Source organism: Rhodanobacter lindaniclasticus (genome assembly GCF_004799035.1).
Classification (GTDB): domain Bacteria; phylum Pseudomonadota; class Gammaproteobacteria; order Xanthomonadales; family Rhodanobacteraceae; genus Rhodanobacter; species Rhodanobacter lindaniclasticus.
The window spans coordinates 156,720-171,826 of record NZ_MWIO01000030.1; the positions used below are offsets into that span (position 1 = coordinate 156,720).

The window sequence follows — 15,107 nt, forward strand, 5'->3', positions numbered from 1 at the left end:
CGCGACGGCGGGAGAGCCCGTCCCTCAGTCGGCGGCCAGTTGCGATGCCTTGCGCTTGCGCCCGAAGCGCTGCTGCAGGCGATCCATGTACAGGTAGATCACCGGCGTCAGGTACAGCGTGAGTACCTGCGAGACCAGCAGGCCGCCGACCACGGCCAGGCCCAGCGGCCGCCGGGCGGAGGCGCCGGCGCCGATGCCCAGCGCGATCGGCAAGGTGCCGGCGAAGGCGGCCATGGTGGTCATCATGATCGGCCGGAAACGCACGTGGCAGGCCTCGATGATCGCCTGCACCGGCGCCATGCCTTCCACGCGCTGCCGCTCCAGCGCGAAGTCGATCAGCATGATCGCGTTCTTCTTGACGATGCCGATCAGCATCACGATGCCGACGAAGGAGAACAGGTCCAGCGGCGCGCGGAAGAGCATCAGCGTCAGCAGCGCGCCGACGCCGGCGGCCGGCAGGCCGGAGAGGATCGTCAGCGGGTGGATGAAGCTCTCGTACAGGATGCCCAGCACCAGGTAGATCACGAACACCGCCAGCACCAGCAGCAGGCCCATGCCCTGCATCGAGTCCTGGAACGCCTGCGCCGTGCCCTGCACGCTGCCGGTGATCGTCGCCGGCAGGTGCAGTTGCGCCATCGCGCCGTCGATGCTGCTCACCGCCTGACTCAGGCTGACCCCGGGCGCCAGGTTGAAGGAAATCGTCACCGCGGGCAGCTGGCCCTGGTGGTTGACCGTGAGCGGGCGCGCCGTGCGCTGGAAGCTGGCCACCGCGCTGAGCGGCACCAGCGCGCCGCTGTCGGAGGTGACATACAGCTGCGACAGCACCGCCGGATCGTCCTGCAGCGCGTAGGCAACCTGCAGGATCACCCAGTACTGCGTGGCCGAGCCGTAGATCGTGGAGACCTGGTTCGCGCCGAACGCCGCGCCCAGCGCCTTCTGCACCTGGCGCATGGTGAGGCCCAGCGGCGCCAGCCGGGCGCGGTCGACCTGCACCGCGATCGCCGGGCCGTTGAGGTCCAGGTCGCTGGTGACGTCCTGGAAGCCGGGCAAGGCACCGAACGCGCGCTCCACCTTGCCGGAGGCGGCGTACAGCGTGTCCAGGTCGACCGACTGCAAGGTGTACTGGTATTGCGCCTTGGATTGCCGGCCGCCGACCTGGATCGCCGGGGGGTTCTGGATGTAGGCGCGGATGCCGGGGATGCGGGCGAACTTCTGCCGCAACTCCTGGATGATCTGCTCGGGACCAAGCGGCCGTTCCGATGCCGGTTTCAGGCGCAGGAACATGGTGCCGTTGTTGGTGGTGGCGCGCGAGCCGCCGCTGCCCACCGACGACATGAAGCTGTCGATGTTCGGATCCTCCGCCACGATCGCCGCCAGCTCCTGCTGGCGCGCCTTCATCGCGGTGATCGAGATGTCGTCGGGCCCTTCGACATTGACGATCAGCTGGCCGGTGTCGCCGGCCGGGATGAAGTCCTTGTCGACGAGCACGAACAGCAGCGCGGTCGCCAGCAGGCTGGCGAAGAACACGCCGAGCACCACGCGCGGGCGTTGCACCGACCACGCCAGCGAACGGTTGTAGCCGTCGCGCACGCGGTTGAAGCCCTGGTCGAACCAGCGCACCACACGTGATTTCTCCGCGTGCCCGCCATGCTTGATGAAGCGGCTGCACAGCATCGGCGTCAACGTGATCGAGACGAAGCCGGAGATCAGGATCGCGGTGCTGATGGTCACCGCGAACTCGTGGAACAGCCGGCCGACGATGCCGCCCATGAACATCACCGGCAGGAACACCGCCACCAGCGAGATCGTCATCGAGAAGATGGTGAAGCCGATCTCCGCGGCACCCAGCAGCGATGCCTCGTACGGATCCATGCCGTGCTCGACGTGGCGCACGATGTTCTCCAGCATCACGATCGCGTCGTCGACCACGAAGCCGACCACCAGTGTCAGCGCCAGCAGCGAGAGGTTGTCCAGGCTGTAGCCCAGCGCGTACATCACGCCGAACGTGCCGATCACCGACACCGGCAGCGCCAGCGCCGGGATCAGCGTGGCCGAGGCATTGCCGAGAAACAGGTAGATCACCAGGATCACCAGCACGCCGGCCAGCAGCAGGGTGTATTGCACGTCGTTGACCGAATGGCGGATCGATTCGGAGCGATCGTACAAGACGCCGAGCTTGACCGAGGGCGGCAGGCTGGCCTGGAACTCCGGCAGCACCGCGTGGATGCGGTCCACCGTGGCCACCGTGTTGGAGCCGGGCTGGCGGTCGATCGCCAGCACGATCGCGCGTTTGCCATCGAACCAACTGGCGACCTGGTCGTTCTGCACGCCATCGCTGGCGTGGCCGAGCGCGGAGAGCCGGATCGGCGCGCCGTTGCGGTAGGCCACCACGATGTCGTTGTACGGCGCGGCGCGCTGCAACTGGCCGTCCGAACTCACCTGCAGCAATTGCCGGCTGCCGTTGAGCGAACCGGTGGCGAGGTTGACGTTGGCGTCGGCAATCGCCTTCTGCAGCGTGTCGATGCCGATGCCGTTGGCGGCCAGCTTGTTCGGATCCACGCTGATCCGCACCGCGTATTTCTGTGAGCCGTACACGTTCACCTGGGCCACGCCCTCGACCATCGACAGCCGCTGCGCCAGCCGCGTCTCGCCGTACTCGTTCACCGTCGACAAGGGCAAGGTGTCCGAGCTGAGGGTGAGGTACAGGATCGCCTTGTCCGCCGGGTTGACCTTGCGGAAGGTGGGCGGCGTCGGCATGGTCGTGGGCAACTGCCGTTGCGCCGCCGAGATCGCCGCCTGCACGTCCTGCGCGGCGGCGTCGATGTTGCGGTCCAGGCCGAAGGTCAGCGTGATCGAAGTCGAACCCAGCGCGCTGGTGGAGGTCATCGTGGAGATGCCGGCGATGGTGGAGAACTCGTTCTCCAGCGGCGTGGCCACCGCGGTGGCCATCGTCTCCGGCGAGGCGCCGGGCAGGTTGGCGCGCACCGAGATGGTGGGGAAATCCACGTTCGGCAGTTCGTTCACCGGCAGCTTCGGATAGGCCACCACGCCGAACACCACCAGCGCGACCATCAGCAGCACGGTCATCACCGGCCGGCGGATGCACAGGGCGGGCAGGTTCATCGCCGGCTCAACCGTCGCTCAGCACGCGCACGCGCGCGCCGTCGACCAGCAGCAACTGGCCGTCGGTGACCACGCGCTCACCGCCGCCCAGGCCCTTGCTGACGACCACGCGGTCGTTGGCGCCGCTGCCCACCGTGACCATCCGCTGGTGCACCACGCCATCCGCATCGACCACGAACACGAAGCTGCCGCGCGGCGAGTTCTGCAGCGCCACCGCCGGCACGCTCACCACGTCGGCCAGCCGCGCGGTGGGCAGGGTGACCTCGACGAACTGGCCCGGCGTGAGCTCGTCGTCCTCGTTCGCATAGCGGGCCTTGAGCAGGATCGTGCCGGTGCTGGCGTCCACCGCGTTGTCGATGAAGTCCAGCGTGGCCTGCATCGGCGCGGCCTTGCCCGGCACGCGCACGGTCACCGGCACCGCGCCGCGGGCATGCGCGGCCTTGAGCCCGGCCAGTTCGGCTTCGGGCACGGCGAAGCGGATGTGGATCGGCTGCACCTGGTTGAGCACCACCAGGTCGGTGCTGTTGGCGCTGACCTGCGCGCCGGGATACACCAGCGGCGCGCCGGCGATGCCATCGAACGGCGCGCGGATCGTGGCGTAGTCCAACTGTGTGCGCGCCAGTTCGACCGCCGCCTGATCGGCCTTCATCGCGGCCGCGTACAGGCCGGCATTCGCCTTCGCCGCATCGTAGGCGGATTTGGCCACATAGCCGTCTTTGAGCAGCGGGCCGTAACGTTTCAGCAGGGCCTGCGCGTTGGCGTACTGCGCCTGGTCGCGGGCGAGGTTGCCCTTGGCCTCGTCCAGCTGCGACTGCAGCAGGCTGGGGTCGAGGCGGATGATGGCGTCGCCGTTGGCGACATGGCCGCCGGGCTTGAACGACAAGGCCTGCAACTGGCCGCTGACGCGCGATTGCACGGTGACCGTGGACCATGCCTGCGCGCTGCCGATCACCTTCAGCGTGAGGTCGATGTCGCCGCGCTGCGCAATGGCCACCCGGACCGGCACGGCCTGCTGCGCCGGCGCGGCCTGCACCCCTGCCGCCGCATCGTGCCAGCGCCACAGCTGCCGGACAGCCACGCCCCCGGCCAGCAGCAGCGCGACCACCAGCAACAGTTTCTTCCGGTTGGGTTGCGGCATGCTCGCTCCGGCCACGCGCCCGGTCAGCCGGCGCTTGCAACGCTATGCGGCGCGACCATGGCATTGAAGAGGTGTCGACCCGGCATGCCGTGGCCCACGGCAAACCCGATGTCTGCGACGTTCCATTTTGCGCCTCCATGCCGCCGACTCATGCACGACCGATGGCACATGACAGCGCCGGGCGGTCAATCGCGCGCATCCGGCGGGTTCTCGGCCGCATCCAGCGCCTGCAGGTTTTCCTTGATCCGGTTGATCACGGCCAGCGCGTGGGCCAGCTCGTCGTACTCGATGCCGATCGTGGCGTCCTTGCGCAGGTCGCGCGCGATGAGTTCCATGTCGCCGATGACCACCCGCGCGCGCTCGGTGACGTAGAGCCGCCAGGCGCGGCGATCGCGCGGGTCGGCGCGGCGTTCCACGAAGCCGGCGGCCTGCAGCCGGTCGATCACCCGGCCCACCGCGATCGGTTCCATCTCCAGCGATTCGGCCAGCTCGGTCTGGCGCAGGCCCTCGCGGTGGTACAACATCTTGGTGGCCCGCCACTGCACGCGGGTCAGCCCGAACTTCACCGCGCGCCGATCGAAATGCTTGCGGAACAGCAAGGTCACGTCGTTGAGCAGATAACCGAAAGAGAGGTCTTCCGTTCTCGCCATGATGCGCCGCCCCGGCTACCGAACCTGATCGCAGCATAAGCCGCCCAGCACCCCCAAAGCCATGCCCCTGGACATCATCACTGCCGACATCACCACGCTGCGCATGGATGCCATCGTCAACGCCGCCAACCCCAGCCTGCTCGGCGGCGGCGGCGTCGACGGCGCCATCCACCGCGCAGCCGGACCGGCGTTGCTGCAGGCTTGCCGGGCGATTCCCGAAGTGCGCCCCGGCGTGCGCTGCCCCACCGGCGAGGCGCGCATCACGCCGGGTTTCGAACTGCCGGCGGCGCACGTGATCCACACCGTCGGCCCGGTCTGGCACGGCGGTGCCGACGGCGAAGCGCAATTGCTGGCGCGCTGCCACGTCAATGCCATGCGGCTGCTACGCGAGCACGGCCTGCGCACGATCGCGTTTCCCGCGATCAGCTGCGGCGTGTACGGCTATCCGGTGGCGCGGGCCGCCGCAGTGGCGCTGGCCACGCTGCGCGACGAACTCGCCTGCGACGACAGCGTCGACATCACCGTGTGCTGCTTCAGCACCGGCACGGGCGAGGTTTTTCGTCGCGCATGGGAGGAGGCCCGGCACGGCGGCGACCCGTTCAACGCAGCTTGAACGGATACAGCGGCGGCAGCGCACCGGTCGTGTCGTCGATCGCACCGGTACCGCGCCAGGCGAAGCCGCGCTTGAACGCCTCTGCCGATGTCGGGCCGGCATCGTCCGTCGCCGCGTCGACGGCGAAGCGCCGACGCTGCAGCGCCTCGATCGCCGCGCGCTGCGCGGCATCATCGAGCGCGGCGACCAGCTCGCCCGGGTGCTGGATGCCCGGTCGTTCGGCGCGCGCCCACGCCAACAAACAACGCAGCTGGCGCGCGGCATCGCTGCCGCGTGCCGCGTCCATGAAATCCTGTCGCGCCTGGCGCGCGCTGGCCGGCGCGGCTGCCGGCGCGGGCGCAGCCGGCGGCCGCGCGCGACGCCGATGCTGCCACCACCAGGCCAGCACGCTGATCAGCCACAGCGCGAGACTGCCCAGCGCGATGTCGCGCCACGGCACGGCCCCGACCGATGCCGGCACAGCGACGGCGGAAGAGCTCGCGGCGGGCGCGGGTGCAGCCACGGGCGCCGCGCTGGACGATGTCGCCACGCTGCCGCCGATCGCGGGCAGTACCTCGATGCGGCGCGCGGGCACCTGCGCCACTTCCTGGCGATCGGTGAGCACGTTCCACCAGGTCACCGTGGTCGCCGGAATGGTCAGCGTGCCGGCGCGCTCGGGCACGATGGCGAACGCCTGCTCGCGCTCGCCCACGGTCCACTGCCCGGCGACATGGTTGCGGCTGACCGGCTTGTCGGGATAGACCGTGGCGCCATCCAGCGGCGGCAGGCTCAGGCTCGGCAGCGCATCATCGGACAAGCCGGTGGCGCGCAGCGTCATGGTGAGGTTGAGTGGCTGCCCCACCCGCACCTGCTGTTGCGCGTCCGGCCAGCCATCGATCGTCAGGCTCAGCGCCCGCGCCGGCAACCACGCCTTGTTGCCCCAGTCCGCCGGCGCCGCCTGCACGTCGATCGCCACCGGTGCGGCGCTGGCCGAGACGTTGTTGGTGGCGCCGAAGAAGCTGCCGGGATCGTACGGATCGACCGCGCTGCCCTGGAAGCTGGCGGGGGGAATCCCGATGTGGCCCGCCTGCTGCGGGATCAGTGCGTAACGCCGTTCCAGCACGTGGTAGATGCGGCCGCCGCGCTGGGTGTCGTAGCCGATGTCCTTGCCCAGCGGTTGCAGGCTCGCACCATGGATGTCGGGCACGTCGATCGAACCACCGCTCAGCGTGCCGGCATAGAACAGTTTCACCACGTAGCTGAACTGCTCGCCGACATAGCCACGCTGCGGCTCCACCGTCGCCTCCATGAAAACGTCGCGGTTCGGTGCAGCGCTTGCCGCGGTGACCTGCGCACTGACCTGCAGCGACAGCGGCGCGGTGCGCGTGCCGGCCACTTCCAGCGAGGGGATCTGCAGCGAGCCGGCATGCGTGGGCCGCAACGCGATGCCGAAGGTGAGAGAGGAGCTGGCCTTGCCGTTTTCCACCGACAGGCTCTGATTCCGGGAGCTGCCGAGGATGCTGAAATCCTGCTGCAGCGCGTGCAGGTCGGGCATGGCGACCGACGAAGTGGCGCCCTCCACGCGAATGTTGAGGGTTACCGTGTCACCCAGCTGCACGTTGTCCCGATCCAGCGTGGCGGTAACCTGGGCCGCGCGCGCGACGGGCGCCAGCAGCAGCGCGGCCAGGCAGAAGATGATGATGCGCGCGTGGCTCATGGCTGGCCGTTCTCCTGTGCACCGTCGTGGCGCTCGCGATATTCCAGTTCGAACTTGCGCCGCAGCAGCCCACCGGGATCGTCCTGTACCCGCTGCAAGGCATGACGCAGATCCGCCGGCAGCTTCGACTGCGGATCATCCTGGCCCAGCGTGCCGAGCTGGTGCGTGGCCGGCGGCTTCGACTTCGCGGGCGCGCCGTTCGCCAGCGCCTGGTCCATCTGCTCTTTCAGCGCGCGTTGCGCCTGCTCGGCCTGTGCCTTCTGTTCGGCACGCTCCTGCGCGCTGCGTGGTCCGGGTTGGTCGTCGGTACCGCTGGGTTGTTGTGCCCCGCTCGACGACTTGTCGTGTTTGCCTGCGTCGGAAGACGACTGGCTCTTGCCGGATTGGTCCTGCTCCGACTTGTCCTCACCCGACTTGTTTTGCCCCGATTTTTCCTGGCCCGACTTGTCGTCGCCCGATTGTTCCTGACCCGACTTGTTCTGGCCAGAACCGTCGGGCGAGGACTTCTGCTGCTTCGACTGCCGTTTCAGCCATTCTTCCACGGCCTGGCGATTGGCCTTGGCGTCGACGTTGGCCGGATCGAGCTTCAGCGCTTCGTCGTACGCCTCGATCGCCTGTCGATAGTGTTGCGCCTTGGCCAACGCATTGCCGCGGTTGTAGGCGGCATCGCTGCCGGGTGCGCGCTGCAGCGCGTCCGCGGCGCCGGTGTAGTCGCCGGCACGGTACGCCGCCACGCCACGCCAGGCGGGATCGTGCGCGAGCTGCCGCGCCTGCCGGGGGTGGCCGTCGCGCAGCGCCTGCGCGGCCTGCTGATCCGGACGCTGCCACAAGTTCTGCCACGCACCGGCCTGCGCCGTACGCGGCAGCAACGGCAGGCTGGCCAGCAGCAGAAGCATGATCCAGCCGCGGCGAAACGCCGTGGCGACCACCAGCAACAGCGGCAGCAGCAGCCACGGGCCGCGGTCCTGCCACTGCGCGCCGCGTTGTCCGCCGGCGCGGCTGGCCGCACCGCTGCGCAACTGCGCGTGGAGGGCGTCGACATCGCCCTGGTCGGCACGCATCGTCACGTGGACGCCGCCGCCCATCCGCGCCAGCGCGTCGAGCGAGGCATCGTCACGCGCGGCGAGCACCATGTGATCCTGTGTGTCGTGCAGGAAACCACCCTCGGGCAAGGGAATCGGTCCGCCGTGGACGCTGCCCACGCCGAGCACCGAGACGCGCACGCCGGCGGCGAGCGCCTTGCGCGCGGCCGCATCGGCGGCGGCGTCGGCCTGGTCGGTGATCAGTACCAGCGTGCCGCCCTCGGCGCTTGCCTGCTGGATCAGGCGCACGCCCCGGTCGATCGCCGCGGCCGCGTCGTTGCCGTCCACCGGCATGGTGTCCGGCGCCATCGCGTCGAGCAGATCGTCGAGACTGTGCGCGTCGGAAGTCAGCGGCGCGACGACGAAGGCCTCGCCGGCGTAACCGATCAACGCGTTCAGTCCCGCGCGGTTGGCGGCCAGCAGCTCGTGCGCCTTGAGTCGCACGCGATCGAGCCGGCTCGGCGCCACGTCGCGCGCCAGCATGTGCCGCGACAGCGAGATCGCCAGCACCTGCGCCGGCCGGTCGACGTAGAGCGGCTGCTCGACCCGGTTCCAGCTCGGCCCGGCCAGCGCCAGCGTGGCCAGCAGCCAGGCCAGCGCGAACAGCCACAGCGGCAGGTGGCGGTGGCGCGACTGCCCGCGCACCAGCGACGGCAGCAGGGCCGGATCGACCAGCCGCGCCAGGGCCAGCTCGCCGCCGTCGCGTCGCCACCGCGGCAGCGCCAGCAGCGGCAAGCCGACGAGCGCCAGCAGCCACCATGGACGCAGGAAATGGAATTGCTGCAGCAATTCGTTCATGCCGCCGGCTCCCGTACGCCCAGCCGGGTCGGCACGATCGCCAGCATCAGCAACGCCAGTGCGGCCAGCAACGGCCAGCGGAACAGTTCGTGGCGCGGACGCAGGGCCGGTCCCTGCCGCGGCATCGGCTCCAGCGCATCGATGGTGCGGTAGGCATCGGCCAGTTCGCCGCTGTCGGTGGCGCGGAAGAAGCGCCCGCCGGTTTCGCCGGTGATTGCCTTGAGCATGTCGGCGTCGAGATCGGCCGAAGGGTTGACTACCTGCAGGCCGAAGAAGCCCGGCACCTGCATCGTGGTGGCGCCGATGCCGATGGCGTAGATGCGCACGCCCGCTGCCTTGGCGGCGCGCGCGGCCTCGCGCGGGACGATGCTGCCGGCGTTGTTCACCCCGTCGGTGAGCAACACCAGCACGCGGGCCGCCTCGGGCAGGCCCGCCAGTCGCTTCACCGCGACGGCGATGGCGTCGCCGATCGCCGTCTGGTCGCCGGCCAGACCCACCGCCGAGGTCTGCAGCTGCGCGCGCACCGCGGACAGGTCGTAGGTCAGCGGCGTGACCAGATACGCCTGGCTGCCGAACAGGATCAGGCCCATCTCGTCGCCACGGCGGCGGCTGATGAAGTCACTGGCGATCGCCTCCACCGCGCCGAAGCGGCTGACCGGCTGGCCGGCGAGTTGCATGTCCGGCGTACGCATGCTGCCGGAGAGATCCACCGCCATCATCATCGCCCGCCCGCTGCGCTGCTGCGCCTGCGGCGGACCCAGCCACTGCGGCCGGGCGGCGGCGGCCAGCAGGCACAGCCAGGCCAGCGCCAGCAGCCAGGGCACCGCGCCATGGCCGCGCCGGTCGGCCACTGTGCCCAGGTTCACTCCGGGCTGCGGCAAGTGCAGCGCCATGCCCGGCGCGGCCGCGCGCCACCACCGGCGCAGCAACCATGGCAGCGGCAGCAGCAAGGCGATCCAGGGCCAGGCAAACTCAGGCATCGGCACGCTCCGGCGAAGCGGTGGGCGGCTTCCATGCAGACGGCTTTACGGCCAAATGCAGCCAGCGCCGCGCAGCCTCGACCAGCTCGCCATCGTCGTCGCCGCGCGGCGGCTGGTAGATGAGCTGGTCCAGTCGCTGCAGGTGGTCCAGCGTCGCCGAATCCACCGGCACGCGTGCCAGGACCTCCCGCCACGCCTCTCCGCGCATGCGCACCGCCGCGGCATCGTGCAGGCGGGCGACCCGTCGCAGAAGTTGATGCAGACCGCCCAGCATGGCGGCCCGATCGCCGTCCTCGCGATGCGCCCGGACCAGCCGCTCCAGCTCGTCGAGGATTCGCCGCTGGTAGCGGCGCGCACGGTGATGGCGACGCCAGGCCCAGGCAAGCGCCGCCATCGCCAGCAGCACGCACGCGGCAAGCAGCCACCAGCCCGGCGCCGGCGGCCACCACGACGGTTCGGCCGGCAGGTGGATGTCACGCAGTACCGGCCCCGCCGTGCTGGCGGCCGACGCCGGTGATGCCGGTGCGCCGCTCATCGCGGCGACCTCTTGCGGCCGATCAGATCCGCCACTGCGTCGAGGGGATCGGCGGCGGTGTCGATGCTGGCGTGGCGCAGGCCCAGCGATCCCGCCAGTTCGACCAGCCGCCGGGGACCGGCACCCAGCACCTGGCGGAAATCGGTGAGCTGGCGCGTCGATTGCAACGGTACCTCGCGGCGCTCGCCCGCATGTTCCAGCGGATAGCGCCCCGGCGGCGCCAGCTCCAGTTCCAGCACGTCCGCGGTGATCAGTACGGCCACCCCGGCATGACGGGTCAGTTCGATCAAGCGCTGGCGCGCGGCGGCATCGCAGCTGAAGCCGTCGCTGATCAGCAAGACCCGGCTCGCGCCCCGCGCCACGTGGGCCGCGCGCGCCAGCGCATCGGACAGTGGCTGCTGCGCCTGCGCGCGGCCGGCGGCATGCCATCGCGCCAGCGCACCGCACACCGCGAGTGCGCCGTGGGCGCCGGCTTGCGGCGTCAGCCACTGGTCGACGCCGCCGAAGCCCAGCATCGCCACGCGCTCGCCGGCACGGCTGGCAAACCAGGCAGCAAGCGCCGCCGCACGCGCCGCCTGCACCGACTTGAAGCGCGCCCGCGTACCGAAATGCATGCTGGCATGCGTGTCGAGCAGGATCAGCAGACAACCCTCGCGATCCTCCTGGAACAGCTTGGTGTGCAACTTGCCGCTGCGCGCGGTCAGCCGCCAGTCGAGCCGGCGCACGTCATCGCCGGCCTGGTAGACCCGCGACTCGGCGTAATCCATGCCACGACCATACAGACGGCTCGACTGCTGGCCGTGGCGAGCCGCACGCGTGCTCAGCGGCGCCATGCGCGCGGAGCCGACCCGCGCGCGCAGCGCGATCAGTTCGGCCAGCGACACTTCGCTGATGCCGTCGCCATCCTCGCGCTGCGACGCCACCGTAATCGGAGTCTGTGCAGAAGACCGCTTCCTGCGATCTTCTTCCATCGCGAGTCCGGCGCGTGTCCGGACTCGCTCACGCGAATCAGGCACTGGCGTGCCCGATCCGCGCCCGGCCCTCCATGGCCGGACTGAGAGGTTGAAGGATCTCCAACCCCTCATGGCAGCGGCACGAGATCCAGCAGGCGCGCGATCACCTGGTCCGGGGTGACGCCTTCGGCCTGGGCTTCGTAGCTGAGCAGCACGCGGTGTCGCAGCACTTCATGGACGATCGCGTGCACATCCTCCGGCAAGACATAGGCACGCCCGGCCAGCCAGGCTTGCGCCCGCGCGCAGCGATCCAGCGCGATGGTGGCGCGCGGGCTGCCGCCCCAGGCGATCCAGCGCTTCAACTCGGCACCATAGCGACCGGCGTCGCGCGTGGCCAGCACCAACTGCGCCAGGTACTCTTCCAGCGCCGGCGCCATGTGCACGGCCATTGCTGCATCCCGCGCGGCGAACACTTCGCTCTGGCTGAGCAGTGCGTGCGGCGGTGCCGTCGGATGTGCGCGCCGGCTGGCCTGCTCGCGCGCCAGCTTGAGGATCGCCAGCTCTGCGGCGCCATCGGGATAGCCGATCGTCACGTGCATCAGGAAGCGATCGAGCTGGGCTTCCGGCAGGCTGAAGGTGCCCTCCTGCTCGATCGGGTTCTGCGTGGCCATCACCATGAACAGCTCCGGCAGTTGCCAGGTGCTGCGCCCCACGGTGATCTGCTGCTCGGCCATCGCCTCCAGCAACGCGGACTGCACCTTGGCTGGCGCACGATTGATCTCGTCGGCCAGGATGATGTTGTGGAACAGCGGGCCGCGCTCGAACTCGAAACTGCCCGACTGCGGCCGGAACACGTCGGTGCCGGTGAGGTCGGCGGGCAGCAAATCCGGCGTGAACTGCACGCGGTGGAAATCCGCCTCGATCCGCGCTGCCAGCGCCTTCACCGCGGTGGTCTTGGCCAGGCCAGGCGCGCCTTCGACCAGCAGGTGGCCATCGGCCAGCAGCGCCACCAGCAGGCAGTCGATGAGCTTCGGCTGGCCGATGATGCAGTCGCCCAGCTCCTCGCGCAGGCGGGCGAACGACTGCTGCAATGCGCTGAGAGGCGGGTTTTCGGGCATATCCATGAGCGATTCCAGGTACGGGACAAGGCCTGCGGCATCTGTAGCGGTGGGTGATGCATCGGCGTGCTTCAGACCATCGTTGGCTCGGGAAGTTTAATGCGGTGTGCGTCGACGGCCGGCACGCACGAAAAAGGGCGGCCGAGGCCGCCCTTCTCGTTGCTGCCACGTAGCGGTTTACTGCAAGGTGTCGCTGAGGATGCGCGGCGTCACGAAGATCAGCAATTCCGCTTTCGTTGTGCTGCGAGTTGTGCTGCGAAACAGTGCGCCGATGCCTGGGATATCGCCTAGACCAGGCACCTTTTTCATGGAATTGTTCTTGTTGACCTCGTAGATACCGCCGAGCACCACGGTCTGGCCGTTGTCGACCAGCGCCGAGGTGTTCACCTCGCGCGTGTCGATCTGCGGCACCTGGCCGTTCGGCGTGTTGAGGAAGCCGGCCAGCGCATCCTTCTTCACGTTGATCGTCAGGTAGACGCGGTTGTCGGCGGTGATCGTCGGTGTGACCTTCAGCTCCAGCACGGCGTCCTTGAACTGCACCGAGGCGGTCGGTGCGCCACCGGTGCCGGCGCCCTGGTTCTGGTAGGTGACGTAGCCGACTTCCTGGCCCTGGCGGATCACGGCCTCCTGCTGGTTGGCAGTGATCACGCGCGGGCTGGAGATCACCTCGCCACGGCCTTCGGACTGCGCCGCGGAGAGCTCCAGGTCGATCGCGTAGTTGGCGCCGAGAATGGCCAAACCAATTGCGCTGCCACCCTGAACCGGCATGTTGACGTTGAAGCCGCCCGGCAGGGTCACCGCGCCCGGATGCGGCTGGGCGCCCTGGCTGCCGTTGGCCACCCAGTCGGCGATCGCGTTGTTGTAGTTGACGATGTTGTTGTGCACCCCGACGCCATAGTTCAGTGCGCCATCGCCGGTCGGTGCGGTGGTAATGATGTTGTTGTTGTTGGTCTGGTTGCCGGACACGCCCCACTTCACGCCCAGCTCGCGGGTGAAGTCGTCGGTGGCCACCACGATGCGCGATTCGATCAGCACCTGCTGCACCGGCTTGTCCAGTACGGCGATCAGTTCACGCAACTGCTTGATCTTCTCCGGAGTGTCATTGAGCAGCAGGGTGTTGGTGCGCTGGTCGAACGACACGCTGCCGCGCGGCGAGAGAAAACCACGCTGGGTGTTGGCACCGCCGCCACCACCACCGCCCTGCATGCTGCCGGTGGTCAGCAGCTTGGCGATGTCCGAAGCCTTGCCGTAGCTGATCGGCACGTAGTCGGTGACCAGCTCGGCGGTGTCCTGCGCCTTCAGCTTGGCGTCGGCCAGGTCCTGCTCGTACTTGGCCAGCTCAGCCTGCGGCGCGACCCACACCACGTTGCCGTTGCGGCGCTTGTCCAGGCTCTTGGCGCGCAGAATCACGTCCAGCGCCTGATCCCACGGCACGTTGACCAGGCGCAGGGTGACGCTGCCACCGACGCTGTCGGAAGCCACCAGGTTGAGCCCGGAGATGTCGGCGATCAGCTGCAGCGCCGAGCGCACCGGGATGTCCTGGAAGTTGAAGGTGACGCGCTTGCCGTTGTAGCTGGGCTGGGTGTCCAGCTTGGCCAGGCGTTCGTCCTTGGCAGGAGCCTTCCTCGGAGCCACCTCGACCACGTACTGGTCGGGGGTCTGGTAGGCCGAGGTGTCGACATTGCCCTTGGTGTCGATCTCGATGCGCGCGCCGCCACCGTTGCCGACGCGGCTGGTGATCGACTGCACCGGGGTGGCGAAGTCCAGCGTATCCAGGCGCTGCGCGAGGTTGGCCGGCAGGTTGGCGTGGTCGATGGTGACCACCACCTTGTCGCCCTGGTGGGTCATTTCCGGCTGCGCGCCGCTGCCGCTGAAGCTGACCAGCACGCGGCCTTCACCGTTCGGGCCACGCCGGAAGTCGATGTTGGAGATCGCCGGACCTTCGGAAGAGGACGGCAGCCGCTTGGTCGGATCGATCGTGGAAGCAGTGGTGACCGACTGATTGGCGGTGCCGTTGTTGATCGTCAACACCAGGCTGTTGCCATCGACGCTGGCGCGGTAGCTCGACGCACGCATCAGCTCGACCACTACGCGGGTACGCCCGCCGGCGGCTACCGCCGAGACGCCGGAGGTCGAACCCTTGCCGATGTCCATGTGCCGGCCAGCGGCATTGGTGGTATCGGGCAGGTCGACCGCGATGCGCGGCGGATTGTCCGTGGTGAAGATCTTCGGCTCCGGCACCGGGCCGTCGCCGAAGTTCAGGTGCAGCTGGACGCTGCCGCCTGGCAGTGCGTCATAGCTGATGTTCTTCAGCGTGGTGGTCGCCGCGATGGCGGCGCTGGCCCAGGTGGCACCGACGATCAGCAGGCCCATCAGGAAGTAACGGCTCGCATGGCGCATGACTCGGCCCCGCACGGATTG

General features: G+C 69.1%; 11 protein-coding genes. 1 reads left to right on the forward strand and 10 read right to left on the reverse strand.

Annotation, left to right across the window (positions count from 1 at the left end):
- Window positions 1-24: 24 nt before the first annotated feature.
- The 3 genes from B1991_RS11395 to B1991_RS11405 form a co-directional block, all read right to left on the reverse strand.
- Entirely contained in the window at window positions 25-3,123 is a 3,099-nt protein-coding gene (locus B1991_RS11395) for an efflux RND transporter permease subunit (protein ID WP_136258798.1), read from the reverse strand.
- A 7-nt stretch (window positions 3,124-3,130) separates the two neighbouring features.
- The gene (locus B1991_RS11400; RefSeq protein ID WP_136258799.1) at window positions 3,131-4,261 is read right to left on the reverse strand and encodes an efflux RND transporter periplasmic adaptor subunit; all 1,131 of its coding nucleotides are present in this window, start codon (window positions 4,259-4,261) and stop codon (window positions 3,131-3,133) included.
- A gap of 185 nt (window positions 4,262-4,446) precedes the next feature.
- Window positions 4,447-4,911, reverse strand: a complete 465-nt coding sequence (locus B1991_RS11405; protein WP_136258800.1) for a MarR family winged helix-turn-helix transcriptional regulator — start codon at window positions 4,909-4,911, stop codon at window positions 4,447-4,449.
- Window positions 4,912-4,972: 61 nt separating this feature from the next.
- On the opposite strand from B1991_RS11405, the gene B1991_RS11410 reads away from it, so the two are divergent.
- Entirely contained in the window at window positions 4,973-5,524 is a 552-nt protein-coding gene (locus B1991_RS11410) for an O-acetyl-ADP-ribose deacetylase (protein ID WP_136258801.1), read from the forward strand.
- On the opposite strand, the gene B1991_RS11415 is transcribed toward B1991_RS11410, so the two are convergent.
- From B1991_RS11415 to B1991_RS11445, 7 genes are all read right to left on the reverse strand, one after another.
- Window positions 5,511-7,220 (reverse strand): BatD family protein, encoded by a 1,710-nt coding sequence (locus tag B1991_RS11415; RefSeq protein WP_136258802.1) that lies wholly within the window; start codon window positions 7,218-7,220, stop codon window positions 5,511-5,513. The genes B1991_RS11410 and B1991_RS11415 overlap by 14 nt on opposite strands.
- Window positions 7,217-9,100 carry a tetratricopeptide repeat protein gene (locus tag B1991_RS11420; RefSeq protein WP_136258803.1) on the reverse strand — a complete coding sequence of 628 codons (1,884 nt, stop codon included), beginning with the start codon at window positions 9,098-9,100 and terminating at the stop codon, window positions 7,217-7,219. The genes B1991_RS11415 and B1991_RS11420 overlap by 4 nt, the downstream gene beginning before the upstream one ends.
- Complete coding sequence (locus B1991_RS11425) at window positions 9,097-10,080, reverse strand: VWA domain-containing protein (protein ID WP_136258804.1); 984 nt, start codon at window positions 10,078-10,080, stop codon at window positions 9,097-9,099. Before B1991_RS11425 ends, B1991_RS11420 begins: the two co-directional genes overlap by 4 nt.
- The gene (locus tag B1991_RS11430) at window positions 10,073-10,615 is read right to left on the reverse strand and encodes a DUF4381 domain-containing protein (protein WP_136258805.1); all 543 of its coding nucleotides are present in this window, start codon (window positions 10,613-10,615) and stop codon (window positions 10,073-10,075) included. Before B1991_RS11430 ends, B1991_RS11425 begins: the two co-directional genes overlap by 8 nt.
- Window positions 10,612-11,538, reverse strand: a complete 927-nt coding sequence (locus B1991_RS11435) for a DUF58 domain-containing protein (protein ID WP_246031144.1) — start codon at window positions 11,536-11,538, stop codon at window positions 10,612-10,614. Before B1991_RS11435 ends, B1991_RS11430 begins: the two co-directional genes overlap by 4 nt.
- 158 nt (window positions 11,539-11,696) lie before the next feature.
- Window positions 11,697-12,692 (reverse strand): AAA family ATPase, encoded by a 996-nt coding sequence (locus tag B1991_RS11440; protein ID WP_136258807.1) that lies wholly within the window; start codon window positions 12,690-12,692, stop codon window positions 11,697-11,699.
- A gap of 171 nt (window positions 12,693-12,863) precedes the next feature.
- Window positions 12,864-15,086: a type IV pilus secretin PilQ gene (locus tag B1991_RS11445; protein ID WP_136258808.1), complete on the reverse strand. Its 2,223-nt coding sequence runs from the start codon at window positions 15,084-15,086 to the stop codon at window positions 12,864-12,866.
- Between the last annotated feature and the right edge of the window lie 21 nt (window positions 15,087-15,107).

Coding starts and splice junctions, on each gene's coding strand:
- B1991_RS11395 (WP_136258798.1), bottom strand. CDS start 3,123: ATGAACCTGCCCGCCCTGTGCATCCGCCGGCCGGTGATGACCGTGCTG.
- B1991_RS11400 (WP_136258799.1), bottom strand. CDS start 4,261: ATGCCGCAACCCAACCGGAAGAAACTGTTGCTGGTGGTCGCGCTGCTG.
- B1991_RS11405 (WP_136258800.1), bottom strand. CDS start 4,911: ATGGCGAGAACGGAAGACCTCTCTTTCGGTTATCTGCTCAACGACGTG.
- B1991_RS11410 (WP_136258801.1), top strand. CDS start 4,973: ATGCCCCTGGACATCATCACTGCCGACATCACCACGCTGCGCATGGAT.
- B1991_RS11415 (WP_136258802.1), bottom strand. CDS start 7,220: ATGAGCCACGCGCGCATCATCATCTTCTGCCTGGCCGCGCTGCTGCTG.
- B1991_RS11420 (WP_136258803.1), bottom strand. CDS start 9,100: ATGAACGAATTGCTGCAGCAATTCCATTTCCTGCGTCCATGGTGGCTG.
- B1991_RS11425 (WP_136258804.1), bottom strand. CDS start 10,080: ATGCCTGAGTTTGCCTGGCCCTGGATCGCCTTGCTGCTGCCGCTGCCA.
- B1991_RS11430 (WP_136258805.1), bottom strand. CDS start 10,615: ATGAGCGGCGCACCGGCATCACCGGCGTCGGCCGCCAGCACGGCGGGG.
- B1991_RS11440 (WP_136258807.1), bottom strand. CDS start 12,692: ATGGATATGCCCGAAAACCCGCCTCTCAGCGCATTGCAGCAGTCGTTC.
- B1991_RS11445 (WP_136258808.1), bottom strand. CDS start 15,086: ATGCGCCATGCGAGCCGTTACTTCCTGATGGGCCTGCTGATCGTCGGT.